This is a genomic window from Chitinophaga silvisoli (assembly GCF_003412465.1).
Lineage (GTDB): Bacteria > Bacteroidota > Bacteroidia > Chitinophagales > Chitinophagaceae > Chitinophaga > Chitinophaga silvisoli.
Genome location: NZ_QTJV01000002.1, coordinates 455,568 through 475,960, shown reverse-complemented (window position 1 = coordinate 475,960; position 20,393 = coordinate 455,568). Strand labels below are relative to the sequence as shown.

Below are 20,393 nucleotides of genomic sequence, written 5' to 3'. Positions count from 1 at the left end.
ATTGTGGGGGGCTTTTTTTAAAAGAATAATTCGGATGCAATTCCATCCGCAAAGAGTCTTCCCGCTGGTGTCAGTATCAGCTGCTCCCCTTCCTGACGCATCCAACCCTTTTGCAGATACTTTATAATTTCCTTTTGTATTTTCTCTCTTTTATCACTCCCAAACCGGGTAGCTATCACCTGCAGATCACAGCCTGCTGAGGTTCTCAATGCCGTCATCAGGTACTCATTCAACATCATCACAGGTGTCAGCTCCTCCTTCTCAAAATTCAATTTCCCCTGTTCCAGGCTTCTTATATACAAGGCATTATTCGCCACGTTCCATTGTCTTGACTTCGTATCAAAACTATGGGCAGATGGTCCTAAACCCAGGTATGATGCCCCCTGCCAGTAACTACTGTTATGCCTGGAATGCCAGCCTTTCAATGCAAAATTTGAAATCTCATATTGTTCATACCCTGCCTCTCCCGTCCATTTTAATAACTGCTCAAAATGTCTCGCTGCCTTATCCGCATCTACCGCAGGCATTTTTTTCTTTTTAATAAAATGATCCAGCGCTGTACCCGGTTCCACCGTCAGAGCATAACAGGAAAGATGAGGTACCCCCAATGCGATTGCCTGTTGTACATTGTTTTCCCAGCCGGCATCCGTCAGGGTCGGGCCTCCATAGATCAGATCAATTGTAATATTTTCAAATCCGGCATCCTGTGCATGCAGGATACAATCCTTTGCCTGCAGGGCATTGTGCGCCCTATGCATCCACTTCAGATCTTCCTCATGAAATGACTGGATACCTATACTCAACCTGTTCACACCTGCCCTTTTGAGCATCTGCAGTTTTTCAGGAGAAAGATCATCCGGATTCGCTTCCAGCGTTACTTCTGCCCCGGCATTAACAGTAAAATTTTTGTAAATCGCTTCTAATAAGCGAAGCAGGTCTTTTTCGGGTAACAAACTCGGCGTACCGCCGCCAAAGTAAATGGTATTGATCGGAGCTCCGGACAAGTATTCTTTCTGCATCTCTATCTCCTTTAACAGTGCTGTCACCATTGCCGGTTCCTGCGCCAATGAAGTAGAGAAATGAAAATTGCAATAGTAACAAGCCTGCTTACAAAAAGGAATATGCAAATAAATACCCGCCATGCTGCAAAGGTGGGTATTTATCCGCGATTTTAGCGCAAAGTCATTTCTCCTTTCCGCTGCCAGTTATTTATGAGTACGGCAATAATAAACCCGGTGAAGACCATTACCATGCTGAACATAAAGATATGTGCCATGCCAAAAGTGCTCTCCACAAGCCCTACGAGAGGTCCGGTTATACCCAAAGAAAGATCTATAAATACGCCATAGCCACCCAGTGCAGCGCCTTTATTGGAGGCTGGTACTAATTTCACGGCTTCAACACCCAAAGCAGGGAAAACCAGTGAAAAACCGAAACCCGCGATACAGGCCCCAGCCAGCGCGATATGCGGACTATATGCCTGCCAGAGGATTGCTAAACCGATTGCTTCTGTAAGCAGACAAAAGATGGCCGTCTTCATGCCTCCATACCTGTTGATATAATCTTCGAAGAACAGGCGACCCAGGATAAAGCTGATACTGAACGTAGACAGGCACATGACAGCTCCCTGCCATCCCAGCTGAGAATAGTACAAGGTGATGAAGGTAGAAATGGTACCAAAGCCCAAACCTCCCAATGCCAGGCAAATACCAAAAGGGGTCACTATTTTAAATACATCCATGAAAGGCTGTCTTGGCGCAGTAGAAGTAGATTTCAGCGGTGTTTTGCCTTTCGCATAATAATATCCGGTGATACCACAGACCATAATCAGGCCAGCCATGGCACTCATTCCGAAATTGTGGTGCAGAATGGCCCCCAAAGGAGCACCTACCGCCAGTGCGCCATAGCTACCAATACCATTATAAGAAATCGCCTTGCTTGTATGCTCATCGCCTACAGCCAGGATAGCCCAGTTGATAGGACTGGCACCGATCATACCTTCGGCAAAGCCGGTGCTAAGACGGGTAATAACCAGCAAAGAAAGGCTCAATGCAGGAAAACCCTTGCAAATATATGCGATGACCAGTAGGGCTCCACTTACGGCAAAGCCAATCATACCCATCATCACAGCAGGTTTAGGTCCTTGCTTATCTACGATACTCCCGGCATAGCCTCTGAACAGGAAGGTTGTGATATATTGAAGGCTGATCACCACACCCGCAGTCATGGTACTAAAACCGAGGTCGTGATATATAAAGTATGGCAATACTGCCAGCGCAAGGCCAATTGTAAAGTATCCAATAAAGGTAAAGGCAACGAATTCCGCTATGGTTGCACGGACTTTCGACAACGAAACACCAGCATTTTGTGCTGTTTGCATATTCAATTATTTAATAAACAATAGGAGTGTAAATAGAATAGGCTATCGCTTTACACCCAGGTGCAATCAACAGCAAAGTTCCTGTAGTATTCTTTGGTGAAAATGGTATATGTAGGATATATTATTGTAAATTTAATAGATGAAACGGAGACAGTTTGAGCCACTGGAGCTGGACGAAATGGATACAGCAGTCTATCATTTGCCAGTGCATAGTCATACTTATTACGAGATGATCTATGTATACAAGGGCAGTGGCATTCACCAGCACAACAATAACAGAATTCCTTATGAAGCGGGAGACCTGTTTTTGATCTCCCCCGAGGATGAGCATTATTTTGAAATTGGTGTGCGAAGCCGGTTTATCTTTATAAAGTTTACGGACAGTTATTTCAGCGGAAGGAGTTATCTGTCCCTGTCTGCCTCTCCCGAAAAGATTATGCGCCTTACGCTGCTGAAGGAAATGAAGATGGTGATGGACGATGCGGGGAAGGTGGTGCTGCGGAATACGATCGATAACCTGCTCCTTTATTGGAAACAGGAAAAGGACCTGTCGAACTCGGCACTCATGTATTTTCAGGTCTTGTCGATTTTCGGGCTGATCAGGGAGGCGATGGTTCGCATGAATGTAAGAATTGACCAGGGACAACCGGATAAAGAAGAAATGATCTCTTACATTCACCAGCATATTTATGACCCTTCATTAATCAAGATCCGGCATATAGCGGGTCACTTCAATATCAGCCCTAATTATTTCAGTGCATATTTTAAGAGAAATTTTGATGTCAGTTACCGGGATTATGTGAACGATTACCGGATTAAGCTGATAGAAAACCGGATCGCTTCGGGTACAGTAACAATGAAACAAATCGCCGATGAGTTCGGATTTACAGATGCCAGCCATTTATCACATTATTTCAAACAGCGCAAAGGGATCCAACCCGGATCATACAGAAAAGATGCAGAGCACCTATAGACGATGCACTTATTTTATATCTTTGCCAGCAATCATATTTCAGCATAAAAAAATATTTGAGGTGCGAACCTGGTTATTGTTCCTGTTCATATTACCCTGTTTACGGATGGCTGCGCAAGACAGTGCGGCGGTGAGCCATACGACCCCTGTAACGACAGAGAGCCATGTCCGTAAGGATACAGGAATCGTGCAGCCGGTGAAAAAGAAAGTGTCTGTGGTGAAAAAGGATAGTTTAGCACCTAAAGTGGCTACGAATCCCCCTGGGAGTGCCACACCTAAACCTGCTACTGTCACTCCGGCTGCAACAGCTATCAATCCAGCTGCAACAGCGCAAAAACCAGTGGTAGCAGCGCCTGCTACACTTGCTGCGACAGGTGCTGACAGCTTGCATACTGATACGATTCCGCAGGCACCGGCCGTACCTTTGCATCAGGAAACGGCTTATGAGAAATATTTAAAGACATTGACCGCCAACAATATATTTTTGAAATCGGACAAGCCCCACAGACTGGATCTCAACCCTATCCGTATATACAGGGATCTTGACTGGCTGGTGTATGTAATGGGTGGTGTGGTATTGTTACTGGGCATTATCAGGTTGAGCTACCTGAAGTATTTCACGGATCTGTTCAGGGCCTTTATGAACCCAACCCTGAGCCAGCGCCAGTTGAAGGATCAGTTGTCACAGAGCCCTTTCCCCAACTTCCTGCTGAATACATTTTTTGTGATTAGTCTGGCGATGTACCTGTACTTACTGATGTATCGTCAAAACTATATACCTGCCAGTAATGCCTGGATGGTGATACCTGCATTGATCATTTTGGTAGCGCTGGTATATAGTGTAAAATATGTGATGTTGCGCTTTTGTGGCTGGTTATTTGGCAGTACGGAGCTGGCAGATGCATATATTTTTATTTTGTATCTGATCAATAAAGTGTTGGGAATTCTGCTGGTGCCATTCCTTGTAATTCTGGCCTTTTGCACGCCTGAACTGGCAAGAGCCTTCCTTTACATTTCCGTTTTCTTCATAGTAATATTGGTCGCATACAGGTATATCAGGTCCTATTCAGTGGTAAAGCAATACTTATCTTTCAGCAGATTACATTTTTTTCTTTACCTTTGCGCATTCGAAGTAGCACCGGTACTAATAATTACGAAGGTGCTGCTGGTCTGGTTAACTGGCGGTCATTGATCTCCTATTGTTAACACAAGAGCAAAAAAACGTATGATTAAAGGCGGGCCAAAAAAAGATTTGCAAGCGAAACAGATTCAGTCAATTCTAATTTCCCAACCTAAGCCTGAAACAGAAAAATCACCATACTTTGAACTAGCGAAAAAATTCAATGTGAAGTTGGATTTTTATCCGTTTATAAGGGTGGAGGGACTGTCCGCGAAAGATTTCAGGAAACAGAAGATTGACATACAGCTTTTTACAGCCGTGATATTTACGAGCCGTAATGCTGTAGACCATTTCTTCCGCATTTGCGAAGAAATGAAAATCAAAGTATCGCAGGATTGCAAGTATTTCTGCATTACAGAAGCAATTGCGTTGTATCTCCAAAAATTCATCCTTTACCGCAAGCGTAAGGTATTCTATGGGGCTGATGGTTCCACCAAAAGCCTGCTGGAAGTGATGAACAAGCATCGTGACAACGAGAAATTTCTCTTCCCCAGTTCTGACAGCCAGCGGAAAGACATTGAAGAATGGCTTAAAGCCAACAAATGTGAATACGCTACGGCTACCCTTTACAAAACCGTTTCAAACGATGTAAAGGAAGTACTGTCCGGCACAGATTACGACATGATTGTATTCTTCAGCCCGTATGGAGTGAAATCCCTGTTTGAAAATATGCCAAAGTTTGAGCAGAACGGTACCCACATTGGTGCCTTCGGTCCTACTACTTCTGCTGCAGTAGAAGAGGCTGGCCTCAGGTTGGATGTAAAAGCGCCCGCGCCACAAGCTCCTTCTATGGTAGCTGCCCTGGAACAATACCTGGCTACTACCAACAAGAAATAAATCCTCCTAATTTCAGGAAGAATTGACCCGGAAAAACAGCTTTCTATCTGTTAATCAGGGTAGATAAAAAAATAATCTGTAAAAAAAACAGGAAATTAATATACCTTAAGGGACAGCATACGCTGTCCCTTCTTATTTTTGGAAAAGATATTACTGGAAGACCATAACCGTGAACAAACTATCTAACGAGACGAGTCCGTATCTGCTACAGCATGCGCACAATCCTGTAGAGTGGTACCCCTGGGGTGATGAAGCTTTACAAAGGGCAATAGCAGAAGATAAACCAATTTTAGTTAGCATCGGCTATGCTGCTTGTCACTGGTGCCATGTCATGGAACGCGAAAGCTTTGAGAACGAAGCAACAGCGCGGATCATGAACGAACACTTCATTAATATTAAGATAGACAGAGAGGAAAGACCAGACCTGGATCATATCTATATGGATGCCCTGCAGGCGATGACCGGTTCCGGTGGCTGGCCCCTGAATATGTTCCTGACCCCGGAGCGACTGCCATTCTATGGAGGTACCTATTTCCCTCCTGTGAAAGCCTATAACCGCCCTTCCTGGCAGGAACTACTGCTCGCCTTGTCCGACGCTTTCAAAAATAGACGGGAAGACATTGAGACACAAGCGATTAATATGCGGGATCACCTGGCACAAGCCAGTAAATTTGGAAGTACTATCAACCTGCTGCCAAAAGAAGAACAATTCACCCGTAATCAATGTGATATAATTTTCAGCAACATAATGCAACAGGCAGATAAAGAATGGGGAGGATTTGGAAATGCACCAAAGTTCCCCGGCACTTTTATCATTCAATACCTGTTACGCTACTATCATAGTTTCGGTGATCAGACAGCCCTGGACCAGGCGCTGCTATCGCTGGACAAAATGATACAAGGAGGCATCTATGATCAGGCTGGTGGTGGCTTTGCCCGTTATAGTACCGATGCTAAATGGCTGGCACCACACTTTGAAAAAATGTTGTATGACAATGCCCTGCTGGTAGATGTAATGAGTGAAGCCTACCTGCTAACAGGTAATCCATTGTATTCCATCACAATAGCGGAAACGCTGACTTTTATACAAAGGGAAATGACGGATGCGGGAGGAGCCTTTTATGCTGCGCTGGATGCTGATTCAGAGGGCGTGGAAGGTAAGTTTTATACCTGGAGCAAGGCTGAGATAGATGAAATACTGGGGGAGGATGCGGATGTATTCTGCCGCTTTTACGATATCAGTGAAGAAGGAAACTGGGAGGAGACGAATATCCTATGGATCAAACAATCATTGTCTGCCTTTGCAGCTGAACATCAGCTGGATGAATCTAAGCTGAGCGAACAGCTGGCAATTGGCCTTGCCAAACTGATGGAGGTGAGAGGCCAACGTGTAAGACCGGGACTGGACGATAAGCTCTTATTAGGGTGGAATGCCCTGATGATACATGCCTGCTGTAAAGCCTTTGCTGCCACAGGTGAAGGAAGTTACAGGAATATGGCGCTGAAGGCTATGGATTTTTGCTGGACGCATTTCAGGAAAGATGGTGAGGAGTCCTTTTACCATACCTATAAAAACGGGCAGGCAAAATATCCGGCATTCCTGGATGACTATGCCTGGTTGATCAGGGCTCTGATCGCACTGCAGGAGGTAACGGGAGACAAAATTTACCTGGACAGGGCGTTTTCGCTAACAACTTTCGTGTTGCAGCATTTTTCTGACGAATCAGGTGTATATTGCTTTTATACAGTTGAGAGTCAATCCGATGTGATCGTTCGTAAAAAGGAAGTATACGATGGGGCCACCCCGAGTGGCAATGCAATAATGGCTGCTAATCTTTGGTATCTGGGTATTGTATTTGACCAGAAGGAATGGGGAGAAAGGGCGATGAAAATGCAGGCTGGCCAGGCACAGACAACGGTGAGGTATCCGACATCCCTGGGTGTTTGGGCGGGATTGTTATTACAACGGGTGCAGGGAGTGAAAGAAATTGCGATAGTGGGGCCGGATTATAAGTTGAAAATGGAGGATACTAATAAACATTATATTCCGTTTAAAGTACTGTTGGGAGCAACGCAAGATAATCCTGAAATACCCTTACTGTCACACCGGGAGCGGGCGAATGAGACGCTGATCTATGTTTGCGAAGATTATCATTGCATTAAACCTGTTAATTATATAGATGAAATTATTAATTTGAAATAATATTTATGTATCTTGCATGACCATATCTCTGTAAAAAGGAAACGGTAAAAAGGATTTTTCGTCAGATATAATAAAATGTTAAAAAATACGTTTAATTTAATTGTCATCGGTCCTATGAGCGAATGAAAAAGTTGGCTAAAAACTAACTACGGATTAAAATTAATCGTTACATTTGTTATCTTACTTAAGATTCAATACGGGTGAGTGATGGGTAAAAGTGCTGATTCTGAGAACACGACCTGATCGGGCAAGATATTAAAGAAACCAACAAGCGAACAACCAGTTATATCTGGAGTTGTCTATAAATCAGCAGCTTTAGAGTCATTTAAAATTCAAAAAATGTGAATGGCTGGTTGGCTTATCAGTCAGACCGGGAGGTCCGGGAAGACGTTCGGCCATGTTTCAGAACTTAGCGACGGCAAGCAGTTTCATTTCGGCCAATGTAATTGCGTCGCTGTATCGAAATAAATGATTTTCAATGAAAGCTACCCTTATGAAGCTTAATTTTTCAAGTGGTCTGTTAGCAGTATTGCTGGTTAGCCTGCTAGCCAGCTGCGGTGGTAGTAAAACCCCCAAAAATGCACAAGGACAGCTGATTGGAGTTAGTCCCAGACCGAAGTATTTCCCTCCTGTACCCTATGGAATGGTGTATGTACCTTCAGGTACATTTCATATGGGACCAAGCGATGAGGATCTGAACTATGCGTACACTGCTCGTAACAAGTCTATTTCCATTTCCGGCTTCTATATGGATGCAACGGAGATTACAAATAACGAGTATCGTCAGTTCGTAAAATGGGTGACAGACTCTATCGCACACATTCTCCTGAGCCATGTAAAGAGTGATGGTGGAGAGGATGTGATCGACTGGAAGCAGAAGATCAATTACAAGGATAAAGGCACCATGGATAAGCTGGAGCAGATGACATATGCTCCGGAGGATCGCCTGTACGGCCGGAAAGAGTTCGACGTACATAAACTGGTGTATCATATAGAAACATTTAACTGGGAGCAGGCAAAGCTGCGTGAGAACGCAAACAAGCCACGTTCTAAGTTCATTGTAAAGAAAGACGTAGCAATCTATCCTGACACCCTGTGTTGGATCAGAGACTTCTCTTATGCTTACAACGAGCCTATGACGAGAATGTACTTCTGGCACCCGGCATTTGACAACTATCCGGTAGTAGGTGTGACCTGGCATCAGGCTAACGCATTCGCTGAATGGCGTAGTAAGTTCTGGGAAGACTACCGTATCTCCAAGAATCTGTTTACTGAAGATAAATTCCAGTTACCTTCCGAGGCACAGTGGGAATATGCTGCACGTGGTGGTAGAGAGCAATCTCCTTATCCATGGGGTGGTTATTATATCCGCAACAAGAAGGGCTGTCTGCTGGCAAACTTTAAACCAGGTCGTGGTAACTATCCTGAAGATGGTGGTTTCTACACTGTAAGAGCAGACGCTTATTGGCCTAACGATTACGGACTGTACAACATGTCTGGTAACGTAGCGGAATGGACACAGGATATTTTCTATGAGAATGCCTACTCCTTCACTTCTGACATGAACCCATATCTCCGTATGGACGTTTCAGATGATGCGCCACCAAAAATGAAGCGTAAAGCTGTTAGAGGCGGTAGCTGGAAAGATATCGGATATTTCCTTCAAACAGGTACACGCTCTTATGAATACCAGGATAGTGCTAAGTCTTACATTGGATTCAGATGTACGATTGCATTCCTGAGCCGTTCTAAAAATGATTTTGGTCACCATTAATCTGGACAGCATTCAATAGTATAATCAGCATTACGGATAGATGGGCAAGGACGCAGGCAATATCGAAGCAGTACCGGGGATTTATTTCCGAGTGTCTTTGGGACAGGCATGTAGTGTGTGTTAAACAACTTAAAATATGTTCAACATGAGAAACCGTATGATGTACGTTGGGAAACCGCAAATCATCGATGAGCAACAACTATTCCATAACAACAATTTAACCTTTAACACTTTAACCAGTAAATTTTGACCTATGGCTATGAATCCTACTACATCGAAATGGCTTAATTTCTTTGTTTGTATCGCGGCATCAGTAGTAATTATCGGAGCGTTGTTCAAACTGCAACACTGGCCAGGCGCGGATATCGCCCTGATCGTTGGTTTGAGCACTGAGGCATTAATCTTCTTTGTATATGCATTCGTACCAGATAGTGGTGGCGGAGATCACGGCGAAACACACGTTTCTGTTGTTGCCGGTGGTAGCCCTGCACTGGCTGGCCTGGACAAAATGCTGGAAGAGGCTGACATCACTCCTGTATCTCTGCAGCGCCTGAGCGAAAACTTCCAGAAATTAGGTACCACAGTAGATAAGATGAGGGACATTAGCGACGTTGTTGCGGCTACAGGCGACTACACCCAGAAAACAAGGGAAGCTGCCAGCGCAATTACTAACGTTGCTCACGCTTACACTACAGCAGCATCGGCTGTTGCTTCTTTCAACAGTGCTTCTGAGTCTACCAGAAACTTCCATGAGCAGATGCAGGGTATGACCAAAAACCTGGCTTCTCTGAATGCTATCTATGAACTGGAACTCCAGGACACTAACAACCACCTGAAGGCAATGAACAATTTCTACGGAAATCTGCTCAAAGTTTCTTCAGCTATGACCAGCAGCGTAGACGACGCGCGTAAAACTCAGGATCAAATCTCCCAGCTCGCTAAAAATCTGAGCAATCTGAACACCGTTTACGGTAACATGCTCAGCGCTATGCAGGGAAGATAAGGTACGCTTATAGTTTTTGAATTAACAACAGACAATCATTTAATCTGAAAACAAACTATGGCACTACCTAAAGATCCCAGGCAGAAGATGATCAATATCATGTACTTGGTCTTGACGGCCATGCTTGCATTGAACGTTTCTGCTGAGATATTGAACGCATTTAATATAGTAAATACCTCCATCGAAACCTCGAATGGTGCGATTGCGGAGAAAAACAATATAGTATACAATCAATTCCAAAAAAGTATGGAATCGGATCCAGGTAAAGCTGGTCCGATGAAAGCCAAAGCCGAAGAAGTAAAAAAGCTCTCCCAGGAGATGTATGTTTACATCGATACGCTGAAAGCTATCATTACAAGAGAAAGCGGTGGATTAGACGAGCATGGAGACATGAAAGGTAAATCCGATCTGGATGCTCCTACCCGTGTAATGGAAAATCGCAAACAAGGTCCTGAACTGGAAAAACGTCTGAAGGAACTTCGTGAGAAATTACTTTCTTACTTCGATCCTAAAGAAAGAGCAGCCAAAGAAGGTTCTTTCCCACTGAAAATTGTAGTAGGTGAAAGAAAAGGACACGCGCTTAAAAACAAGACCTGGACCAGCTACCACTTCGAAATGGTTCCTTCTATCGCAGCTATCACACTGCTTAGTAAGTTCCAGAACGATATCAAAAACTCTGAGTCTGAAGTTATTGACGACCTGCTGAAACAGATTCACGCCAATGATTTCACATTCGATAAGATCAGGCCTTTCGTGTCCCTGAACTCTAAAAACCTGATGGAAGGTCAGACCCTGACAGCTTCAATCGCAGTAGGTGCTTATAGCAGCACTGTAAATCCTGAGATCGTAGTAAATGGTCAGACTATCACTGCTCAGGAAGGTTTAGGTACATATACAATGCCAGTATCCGGTATCGGTGATAAAACAATCTCTGGTACTGTAAGACTGAGAAAACCAAATGGTGCAGTTGAAGAATATCCTTTCAACGAATCCTATAGCGTAGGCGCTTCTACCACTTCTATCTCTGCTGATAAGATGAACGTACTGTACATCGGTTTACAGAACCCAATCTCAGTATCTGCGGGTGGTGTACCAGGTGAAGCAGTTAGCGCTAGCATCTCTGGCGGTTCTATGGTGAAAAAAGCTACCGGCGAATACAGTGTAACTGTAAGCAGCCCAGGTAAAGCAGTAATCTCCGTAAGTGCTACTATTGATGGTAAAGTAAAAACTTTAGGTTCCAAAGAGTTCCGTATCAAATACATCCCTGACCCAGTGCTGAAAGTTGGTCTGAGCAAAGGCCCATCTATGAAAGCTGCTGAGTTCAAAGTACAGGGCGGTCTGCGTGCTGATCTGGAAGACTTCGTATTCGACGGTGTAAAATACGATGTTGTTAGCTACCGTATCGGTATCCAACCTCGTTCCGGCGATTATGTTGAAGGTGAGGCAAATTCCGCTTACTTCCCTAGCTCTGTAATGGGTGCTATCCGTAGCCTGAAACCAGGCGACCAGGTTTACTTCGATAACGTTCGCGTAAAGGGTCCGGATGGTAAAGTAAGAGATATGAGCAATATCAATTTCAAGATAAACTAATAACGTTCTATGCGAGCAGTCATCCTTAACAAAATTGGTTGGTGTTCCCTCATGCTGGTGATCCTGCTGGCATCTCAGGCTGATGCACAACGCCGTGGAGGTACACGTCGTAAACCGGCGACTCCCGATGCAGCTACCCAGGATGCTTCCGTAGTAAATCCTGCTACAGGTAACAGCGTTGCGCCGCCACCGCCCCCTCCACCAACCCCAGGTGCTTCATTGCGCCCTGATGGTATCGGTATACCGGTAGATACACCGCGTAAATCACAGCGTATCGATGGTATTTCTGAAAAGAACTTCATCAAAGACCGCACACCTATTGCCTACGATCACATTCGCTCAGATGATGAATTCTGGGAAAAGAAGATCTGGCAGGTGATAGATACCCGCGAAAAGATGAACCTTCCTTTCCAGTACAATGTTGAGGATGAAAATGGTACAAGCCAGCTGTTCATTAATATCCTGCTCAATGCTATCAAGAGCAAAGAAGTAGAAGCCTTCAGTGCTATCGACGACAGGTTCACTACTCCTATTGCTTACGAGGAAATCCAGAATAAACTGAGCGGCGAAGAAAAAACCATCCGTAGTATCGACCCTGTAACAGGCGAAGAAAAGATGGTAACTACCCGCGACGAATTCGATCCACGTACTGTAGTACAGTACAAGATCAAAGAAATCTGGGTATTCGACAAGGAAGCGTCCCAGCTGAAAGTTCGTATCCTCGGTATCGCTCCAATGGTATCACGTATGAACGAAGATGGTTCCTTCCGTGCAGCTATCCCGCTGTTCTGGGTGTACTATCCTGATATGCGTCCTATCCTGGCTAAATACGATGTATACAACCAGAATAACGATGCGGCTACTATGAGTTGGGAAGATCTGTTCGAAATGCGCTTCTTCACCAGCTTCATTACCAAAGAAAACAATACTTATAACCGCGAGATTAAAGATTACATCAAAGACGGTACTATGAGATTGTTGGAAGGTCAGGCTGTGAAGGATAAAATCTTCAACAAAGAACAGGATATGTGGCAGTATTAATAACTGCTCGCAGATAAAAGAATTAAAAAGGAAAGGGTGTCTTGTACAAGACACCCTTTCCTTTTTAAAACAAAGCCCGGATCCTGAAAAGATCCGGGCTTGGTCTTATTCTTTGGGATGGAAATAATTATAAATCAATTTCGCCTTCGCCGCCCCTACTTCCTTTACCAGGTCATCCTCCGTAAGCAACTTAATCTTCGCCACTGATCTGAACGTTTTCAACAATTGCGTAGCCGTATTCTCCCCTATCCCCTTTATACCCTCCAGCTCATTCTTGAACGTTCCTTTACTTCGCTTGTTCCGGTGGAAAGTAATGCCAAATCTATGCACCTCGTCACGTACCCTTCTTATCAGTTTCAGGCTCTCACTATCATAGGGCAATTTGATACTATCCTTGTCTCCCGGAAAGAAAATCTCTTCCTCATTCTTGGCCAAACCTACCACCGTCATACTACCCACAAGGTCCAATGCCCTGATACTTTCCATTGCTGCCCCTAACTGCCCTTTACCACCATCTATAATTACCAGTTGTGGCAATGGCTGTTGTTCGGCCAGTAAACGGCTGTAACGGCGATATACCACTTCCTTCATCGAAGCAAAGTCATTGATCCCTTCCACCGTCTTCACATTAAAATGACGATAGTCTTTTTTAGACGCTACACCATCTTTGAATACCACGCAGGCGGACACGGGATACGCTCCCTGGAAGTTCGAGTTATCGAAACACTCTATATGCGTGGGCAACTCCACCAGCTCAAGATCTGCCTGCAACTGGTACAATACCTTCTTCTTCTCCATATCACTCTTCCCCTCCAGGTGCAGGATTTTCTTACGGTGTAGTTCCTCCTTGAAGTAATCCACATTCTTCTCCGAGAGCTCCAGCAATTTCTTCTTATCACCTCCCTTCGGTACAGTAACTATTACCTGCTCCTCAGGGTATTCTATTTCAATCGGCACAATGATCTCTTTCGTTACACTCTTAAATGCATCTCTCAGGTAGCTCACCGCATACGCCAATACTTCCTCATTCTCTTCTTCCAGTTTCTTCTCGAGTGTGACAGTTTTTGTATCTGCAATAGTACCATTCAATACACGCAGATAGTTCACGTAGGCATGGTTGCCTTCACTGATAATAGAGAAGACATCTACATTGCCCACCTTTGTATTCACAATGGTAGATTTGGATTGGTACTCCTGTAGTTTTTCAATCTTTTTACGCATCATCTCCGCCTTCTCAAACTCCATGTTCATGGCATACTCCGACATGAGCAAACGGAAATGTTGTAAGATCGGTGAGAGATTGCCCTTCAGGATATTCTTTACCTGCGATAAACCTTCCCTGTAATCTTCTTCTGTCTGCAAACCTTCGCAGGGCCCCTTACAATTACCCAGGTGATATTCGAGGCAAACCTTGTATTTGCCTTTGGCGATATTCTGCGGGGAAAGGTTCAGGTTACAGGTACGTAAAGGAATATTGGACTTGATCACCTCCATCAGTTCTTTTACTCTCCATACGGAAGTGTATGGTCCCAGGTATTCCGATCCATCCTTAATGACATTCCGGGTAAAAAAGACCCTCGGAAATGCCTCATGTTTGATCACCAGATAAGGATAGGTTTTATCATCCTTGAGGTTGATATTAAATTTGGGCTGAAATTGTTTAATCAGTGAGTTTTCCAGCAGGAAGGCATCCTGTTCGGAGCCGACGATGGTAAACTCAATATGATGAATATGTTCAACCAGCTTCCTGGTTTTAAAACTATCGTGATTCTTTACAAAATAAGAGCTCACCCGTTTACGCAGGCTTTTCGCTTTTCCCACGTACAGGAGCTCGCCACCCTCGCTATAGTATTTGTAAATACCGGGTTGAAGGGGAATGGTATGTGATATCTGTGAAAACTCCGCTGCTGTCATCTGATCAATAAAGTCATTAAAGGTGCATCATCGCAATCTTTATATCCAGTTCTTTTTCGGGAAGGAAAGCGATGCGCTGTCTTGTCGTAATCCGGATATGATGATTTTGCTGATACTCGAGGTTTTGTTCGTACTCATAAACGAGGTTCCGTACATGCTTGTTCAGCTGTACGGCAGTAATATGCTGTGCATTGTCTAATTCGAGGATTATTTCCTGTGGAAGAGTCGATTCTTCCTTTGCCTTGTACATCAGGGAACGCTTGCCGCTGAATTGATCAGCAAGCAGGATCGTATCGTAGGCACCCTGCAAACTGGGTTTATGGAGGTCTACATCCATAAAGGGGGCGAGCATATTGTGCAGTTGCAGTGAATCGGGGGCGCTGATAGTGACACTATCATGCTTTGTATTCAGTGAAACAGTTTTAAATAAGCCGGGTTTTGTCTTTTCCAATCCGTTGAGTTCTTCCTGGAAGTAGCCTTTCAGATCCCTGTATCCGCTGCCAGTTGGAGGAGTAGTGGAAGAGCCGGTTTTGCATGAGCTAAAGAGTATAGTGCCAGTCAGTAATATCCAGAAAAATTTCATGCAGCAAAGGTAGCGAAGTATGAGGAATTGAGAGGAATAGCAAACTGAACTGCTCCCGCACTAAAGGCTAAAAAATAATGCGCCGTGAAGACGGCGCATCTGATGCATGAGCAAATCTGTCGAGAGCACTAAAAACGTAAAACGGTTTACCAAACAGAATAGTTACAGGCAGGGCTGAAAATAAAAAGGCCGCCCTGTTACTCACAGAACGGCCTTTTGGCTGTGGTAGAACCAGCAATTATATCAGGACATTACCACTCATTTCTTTTGGAATAGGTAATCCCATCAGTGTCAGGATAGTAGGTGCTACGTCACCCAGTTTACCAGGCTTCACTTCACCTTTGAAATCATTGCTGATGATGAAATATGGAACCAGGTTCAGGGTGTGAGCGGTATTTGGTGTACCGTCACCGTTCACCATGAAGTCTGCATTCCCGTGGTCAGCAGTCAGGAATACGGTATAGTCATTTGCCAGGGCAGCAGTCACTACCTTGCTTACGCAGGTATCAACAGTTTCTACTGCTTTGATAGCGGCTTCCCATACACCGGTATGACCCACCATGTCAGCATTTGCGAAGTTGAGGGCGATAAAGTCGGCTGATTTCTGGTTAATTTCAGCTACGATCGTATCGGTTACTTCAGGCGCACTCATTTCAGGCTGCAGATCATAAGTAGCTACTTTAGGAGAAGCTACGATGAGACGGCGTTCACCTTTGAATTCTTTTTCGCGTCCACCGGAGAAGAAGAAAGATACGTGAGGGTATTTTTCAGTTTCTGCGATACGGATCTGTGTACGGTCGTTTTGTTCCAGTACTTCACCCAGGGTATTAGCCAGGTTATCATTTTCGAAGATCACATGCACGCCTTTGTATGTTTTATCATACTCAGTCATGGTAGTGTAGAACAGGTTCAGTGGTTGCATACCGAAATCGGGGAAAGCCTGCTGAGTGAGCACCTGGGTGATTTCCCGGCAACGGTCAGTACGGAAGTTAAAGCACAGTACTGCATCGCCTTCCTGGATAGTGGTCACTGGTTTACCAGCTGCATCAGTGATGATTACAGGCTTGATAAATTCGTCAGTTACACCCGCTTCGTAAGAAGCTTTTACAGCTGCCAGTACATCGGTAGCAGGGGTACCTGTACCATTTACCAGGGCATCGTAAGCAAGTTTTACACGTTCCCAGCGTTTATCGCGGTCCATCGCATAGTAGCGGCCGGTGATGGTGGCTACCTGACCGGTAGTTTGTGCCAGGTGAGGCAACAGGTCAGCGAAGTAGCCCAGACCACCTTTAGGATCTGTATCACGACCATCTGTGAAGGCGTGAATATATACTTTGGTCAGACCTTTTTCCTTAGCAATCTGGGTCAGCGCTTTCAGGTGGGTGATATGAGAATGCACACCTCCATCGCTCACCAGACCAATCAGGTGAAGGGCTTTATCTTTGTCTTTAGCGTAGTTGAAAGTTTCCTGCAACACAGCATTAGATGCCAGTTCTCCTGTACGGATAGCGACATTGATACGCTGGAGCTCCTGGTATACAATGCGACCGGCACCGAGGTTGAGGTGACCTACTTCTGAGTTACCCATTTGTCCATCCGGTAAGCCTACCTGTTCGCCACAGGTAACGAGCGTACTGTGTGGGTACTTTGAATAAAGACTGCTCACGAAAGGTGTCTTGGCATTTGCTATTGCGTCAGCGGAAGGAACCTGTCCTTGTCCCCATCCATCCATGATAACGAGCATGGCTTTTTTCTTTTCCATATATCCGGTTGAGATTTTAAAGCAGTAAGGTCGTAAAGTTACGCAAGCATCCTTGATTCTTCTAGTAATTTGATCATTTGCTGGCAAAATTCATATCAGTTTCTGACTGAGATTAATTGTTACAACATGCACTTAAGTTTTATTCTAATTTTATATATTTTTAAATTTGAATTAATTACCAATTGGATGATACAACGATAATTGTATTTTCCGCGCCAACTGGCAGTTTGGCATAGTTTTAGCCCGTTTCTCACTGATGATGAAAACTTTACTATCTAATAAAATACTGGCAATGAAAAAGTTAATGTACGTGCTGGGAGTGGTGCTGTTAGCAGGCATTGTCACTGCATTTACAATGTCAGCAAGCGCCTTAAATCCGGGTGCTGCAGGACCTTTCGAAGATGTAGTCAGCTCCATCAAATCGGGTGATGCTAGTTCACTCTCCCGCTACCTTGATAATACTGTTGAAATCAACATCTCAGGTAAATCCAGCTCTTACAGCAAATCTCAGGCTGAAATTATATTAAAAGACTTTTTTTCAAAGAATCAGGTGAAGTCATTCGAACTGATACATCAGGGCGAAGGCGGAGGCGGATCCCGCTTCGGTATCGGTAATATGGGTACCTCTGGTGGAGCATACCGTACATCCTTTTTCCTGCAAAAAAAGGGAGGCTCAATGGTCCTCAATGAGCTTCGTTTTGAAAACAAGTAGTGATTGTTAAGATTGATATTGTTTAGTCCGGAGTACATCTCCGGACTTTTTTTGTTTGGAAGCGTCAGTTAAAATTCGCTTACTTTCGTTGTCTCAAAGCAATAGTATGTTACAGGAACCAGCATTAACAAACCTTATTCGCAGCGCACTGGCAGAAGATATCGGAGATGGAGACCACTCTACCCTTGCTTGTATACCAGCCAACGCCAAAGGTGGTGCAAAATTGAAGATCAAAGAAAACGGCATTTTAGCAGGAATGGAAGTAGCACCTGTCATTTTCCGGTTGCTGGATCCGGAAACTGTATTTACGCCTTTTAAGAAAGATGGAGAAGCCATGACTGCCGGTGAAACGGCATTTGAAGTGCATGCTTCCGTACATACCCTGCTTATGGCCGAAAGACTGGTGTTGAACTGCATGCAGCGCATGAGCGGAATTGCTACCCTCACCAATCAATACGTACAAAAACTAAACGGATATCATACAAAACTGCTCGACACACGCAAGACAACACCTAACTTCCGCCTGCTGGAAAAAGAAGCAGTAAGAATTGGTGGCGGTGTCAATCACAGGATGGGACTATATGATATGGTGATGCTGAAAGACAATCATATCGATTTCGCAGGCGGTATTACTGCTGCTGTAAACAGAACAGTTGCTTACCTCGAAAAGAACGGATTACCTTTGCAGATTGAAGTGGAAACCCGTAATCTCGATGATGTAAAAGAAGCTTTGACTGTTGGAAAGATTCATCGCATCATGCTCGATAATTTTACGCCGGCACAATTGCATCAGGCATTATTACTGATAGACGGGAAATATGAAACAGAGGCTTCAGGAGGCATAAACCTGGATACGATTGAAGAGTACGCAAAGACAGGAGTGGATTACGTATCAGCAGGAGCTGTCATTCACCACGCGGTGAGTCTTGACCTGAGTCTGAAAGCTATTTAAAACAGAAATATCCCTAGCGTTGAGAAAGATATTATTTATCATCAACCGCAAAGCCGGTACGGACAGACAAAAGCGGTTAGAAGGAGTGATTCGGCGATACCTGACACCGAAAGCTTTTCAGGTAGAAATTAAACACCTGGAATACCTGGGTCATGGCGCAGACCTATCCCGCGAAGCAGTCACCAATGGTGTAGATACTGTGGTAGCAGTAGGAGGAGATGGTTCCATCAATGAAATAGCGCAGGGTTTGATCGGTACAGATACCGCACTTGCAGTAATTCCACTGGGTAGTGGCAACGGCCTGGCCAGAGCCTTGAAGATTCCGCTGAAAGTACCTTTGGCACTGGAGCTGATTGCTAATGGAAAAAGGAAATCTATTGACATCGGGTATGCCAATGAACACCTATTCCTCAGCAATGCGGGGGTAGGCTTCGATGCCCTCATCGCCGACCAGTTCAGACATACGAAAAAGAGAGGATTGTGGGGATATGCCAAGCTGGTGATCAGCAGTTTCAACAAGTACAAAGGGCCTTCTTATAAAATCGATATTGACGGGCAGCAACTGGAACAGAGAGCTTTTATGTTCACCGTAGCTAACGGGAACCAGTTTGGGTACGAGTTCAAACTTGCACCAAACGCCAGCGTTTTCGATGGTACCCTCGATGTATGTGTCGTACCTCCCATGCCTTTCTTTGGATTAGTGCCATTAGGTTTCTTTTCACTGATGGGCAATGTTGACAAGACCAGTTACATGAACCATTACATGGGTAAGCAAATTCTGGTCAAAAGTCCGGAACTGGCCCATTTGCAGGTAGATGGAGATGCGGTGCCACTGACCAGTCAGGGACAGGTGCTCTTCAGAGTAGAACCCGCTTCCCTACAGGTAATTGTAGCATAATTTAAAATGAATTTTATGTCCAAAAAGAAAAATAGCAGCGGCGGGATCGTTTATTCCACAGATCCCAATTTTACTCCTTTTAATGATAACGACCAGGAAGAAGTAAATACCCTCCCTCCTGCTCAACAGCAGTTGCGTGTAAAATTAGACACGAAGCAGCGTGCAGGTAAAGTGGTTACACTGGTAGACGGATTCGTAGGTAAAGAGGAAGACCTGGAAAAACTGGGTAAAGACCTCAAAACAAAATGCGGCACCGGTGGTAGTGCCAAAGATGGCCAGATCCTGATTCAGGGAGATTACAAAGAGAAGGTCATCAAGTGGCTGCAGGACTGGGGCTATAAAGCCAAATAACTGATACAACAGCCCCCATATTCATCATACAATAAAATTAAGAAGAAATCGCCCCTCCTGTTCTGCAAAAATTTGCAGGACAGGCATTACTTTTTGTGCCACGTTATAAATTGTAAACAGTTAATAATTAAAATTATATGTTTCTCCGTTGCATTTTTTAATTTGATAAATTAACAAAGTTTTCACAATTTAGTCCTACCCTTTATCAACCAAAATCTTGTTTTTCATCTGGCTTTTTGA

General features: G+C 44.4%; 17 protein-coding genes. 12 read left to right on the top strand and 5 right to left on the bottom strand.

Annotated features, from left to right (window positions below):
* Positions 1 to 17 precede the first annotated feature (17 nt).
* Together hemW and DXN04_RS08015 are read right to left on the bottom strand one after the other, a co-directional pair.
* Complete coding sequence (gene hemW, locus DXN04_RS08020; protein WP_116852808.1) at positions 18 to 1,142, bottom strand: radical SAM family heme chaperone HemW; 1,125 nt, start codon at positions 1,140 to 1,142, stop codon at positions 18 to 20.
* Between the two features lie 29 nt (positions 1,143 to 1,171).
* Positions 1,172 to 2,380, bottom strand: a complete 1,209-nt coding sequence (locus tag DXN04_RS08015; protein ID WP_116852807.1) for an MFS transporter — start codon at positions 2,378 to 2,380, stop codon at positions 1,172 to 1,174.
* Between the two features lie 139 nt (positions 2,381 to 2,519).
* Between DXN04_RS08015 and DXN04_RS08010 the strand changes: the two genes are divergently transcribed.
* From DXN04_RS08010 to porN, 8 genes are all read left to right on the top strand, one after another.
* Complete coding sequence (locus tag DXN04_RS08010; protein WP_116852806.1) at positions 2,520 to 3,353, top strand: helix-turn-helix domain-containing protein; 834 nt, start codon at positions 2,520 to 2,522, stop codon at positions 3,351 to 3,353.
* Between the two features lie 106 nt (positions 3,354 to 3,459).
* Positions 3,460 to 4,545 carry a DUF4271 domain-containing protein gene (locus DXN04_RS08005; RefSeq protein ID WP_116852805.1) on the top strand — a complete coding sequence of 362 codons (1,086 nt, stop codon included), beginning with the start codon at positions 3,460 to 3,462 and terminating at the stop codon, positions 4,543 to 4,545.
* Between the two features lie 33 nt (positions 4,546 to 4,578).
* Entirely contained in the window at positions 4,579 to 5,370 is a 792-nt protein-coding gene (locus DXN04_RS08000; RefSeq protein WP_116852804.1) for a uroporphyrinogen-III synthase, read from the top strand.
* A gap of 169 nt (positions 5,371 to 5,539) precedes the next feature.
* Entirely contained in the window at positions 5,540 to 7,573 is a 2,034-nt protein-coding gene (locus DXN04_RS07995) for a thioredoxin domain-containing protein (protein WP_116852803.1), read from the top strand.
* Between the two features lie 493 nt (positions 7,574 to 8,066).
* Entirely contained in the window at positions 8,067 to 9,347 is a 1,281-nt protein-coding gene (gene porK, locus DXN04_RS07990) for a T9SS ring complex lipoprotein PorK/GldK (protein WP_116853384.1), read from the top strand.
* 253 nt (positions 9,348 to 9,600) lie between these two features.
* On the top strand, positions 9,601 to 10,350 hold the full coding sequence (gene porL, locus DXN04_RS07985; protein WP_116852802.1) for a type IX secretion system motor protein PorL/GldL: 750 nt from the start codon (positions 9,601 to 9,603) through the stop codon (positions 10,348 to 10,350).
* A 57-nt stretch (positions 10,351 to 10,407) separates the two neighbouring features.
* Positions 10,408 to 11,940, top strand: coding sequence for a type IX secretion system motor protein PorM/GldM (porM, locus tag DXN04_RS07980; protein WP_116852801.1), 1,533 nt, complete (start codon positions 10,408 to 10,410; stop codon positions 11,938 to 11,940).
* 9 nt (positions 11,941 to 11,949) lie between these two features.
* Positions 11,950 to 12,981, top strand: coding sequence for a type IX secretion system ring subunit PorN/GldN (gene porN, locus DXN04_RS07975; RefSeq protein WP_116852800.1), 1,032 nt, complete (start codon positions 11,950 to 11,952; stop codon positions 12,979 to 12,981).
* 105 nt (positions 12,982 to 13,086) lie between these two features.
* Here porN and uvrC read toward each other — a convergent pair whose 3' ends face one another.
* The 3 genes from uvrC to gpmI all read right to left on the bottom strand — a co-directional run bounded on the left by uvrC (position 13,087) and on the right by gpmI (position 17,240).
* Complete coding sequence (gene uvrC, locus DXN04_RS07970; RefSeq protein ID WP_116852799.1) at positions 13,087 to 14,895, bottom strand: excinuclease ABC subunit UvrC; 1,809 nt, start codon at positions 14,893 to 14,895, stop codon at positions 13,087 to 13,089.
* Positions 14,896 to 14,911: 16 nt separating this feature from the next.
* Complete coding sequence (locus DXN04_RS07965; RefSeq protein WP_116852798.1) at positions 14,912 to 15,478, bottom strand: hypothetical protein; 567 nt, start codon at positions 15,476 to 15,478, stop codon at positions 14,912 to 14,914.
* A 238-nt stretch (positions 15,479 to 15,716) separates the two neighbouring features.
* Entirely contained in the window at positions 15,717 to 17,240 is a 1,524-nt protein-coding gene (gpmI, locus tag DXN04_RS07960; protein ID WP_116852797.1) for a 2,3-bisphosphoglycerate-independent phosphoglycerate mutase, read from the bottom strand.
* Between the two features lie 292 nt (positions 17,241 to 17,532).
* On the opposite strand from gpmI, the gene DXN04_RS07955 reads away from it, so the two are divergent.
* The 4 genes from DXN04_RS07955 to DXN04_RS07940 all read left to right on the top strand — a co-directional run bounded on the left by DXN04_RS07955 (position 17,533) and on the right by DXN04_RS07940 (position 20,153).
* Positions 17,533 to 17,952, top strand: a complete 420-nt coding sequence (locus DXN04_RS07955; RefSeq protein ID WP_158568906.1) for a DUF4783 domain-containing protein — start codon at positions 17,533 to 17,535, stop codon at positions 17,950 to 17,952.
* A gap of 106 nt (positions 17,953 to 18,058) precedes the next feature.
* The gene (nadC, locus tag DXN04_RS07950; protein ID WP_116852795.1) at positions 18,059 to 18,904 is read left to right on the top strand and encodes a carboxylating nicotinate-nucleotide diphosphorylase; all 846 of its coding nucleotides are present in this window, start codon (positions 18,059 to 18,061) and stop codon (positions 18,902 to 18,904) included.
* 19 nt (positions 18,905 to 18,923) lie between these two features.
* Positions 18,924 to 19,802 (top strand): diacylglycerol/lipid kinase family protein, encoded by an 879-nt coding sequence (locus tag DXN04_RS07945; protein WP_158568903.1) that lies wholly within the window; start codon positions 18,924 to 18,926, stop codon positions 19,800 to 19,802.
* A gap of 15 nt (positions 19,803 to 19,817) precedes the next feature.
* Positions 19,818 to 20,153, top strand: a complete 336-nt coding sequence (locus DXN04_RS07940; protein WP_116852793.1) for a translation initiation factor — start codon at positions 19,818 to 19,820, stop codon at positions 20,151 to 20,153.
* Positions 20,154 to 20,393 lie beyond the last annotated feature (240 nt).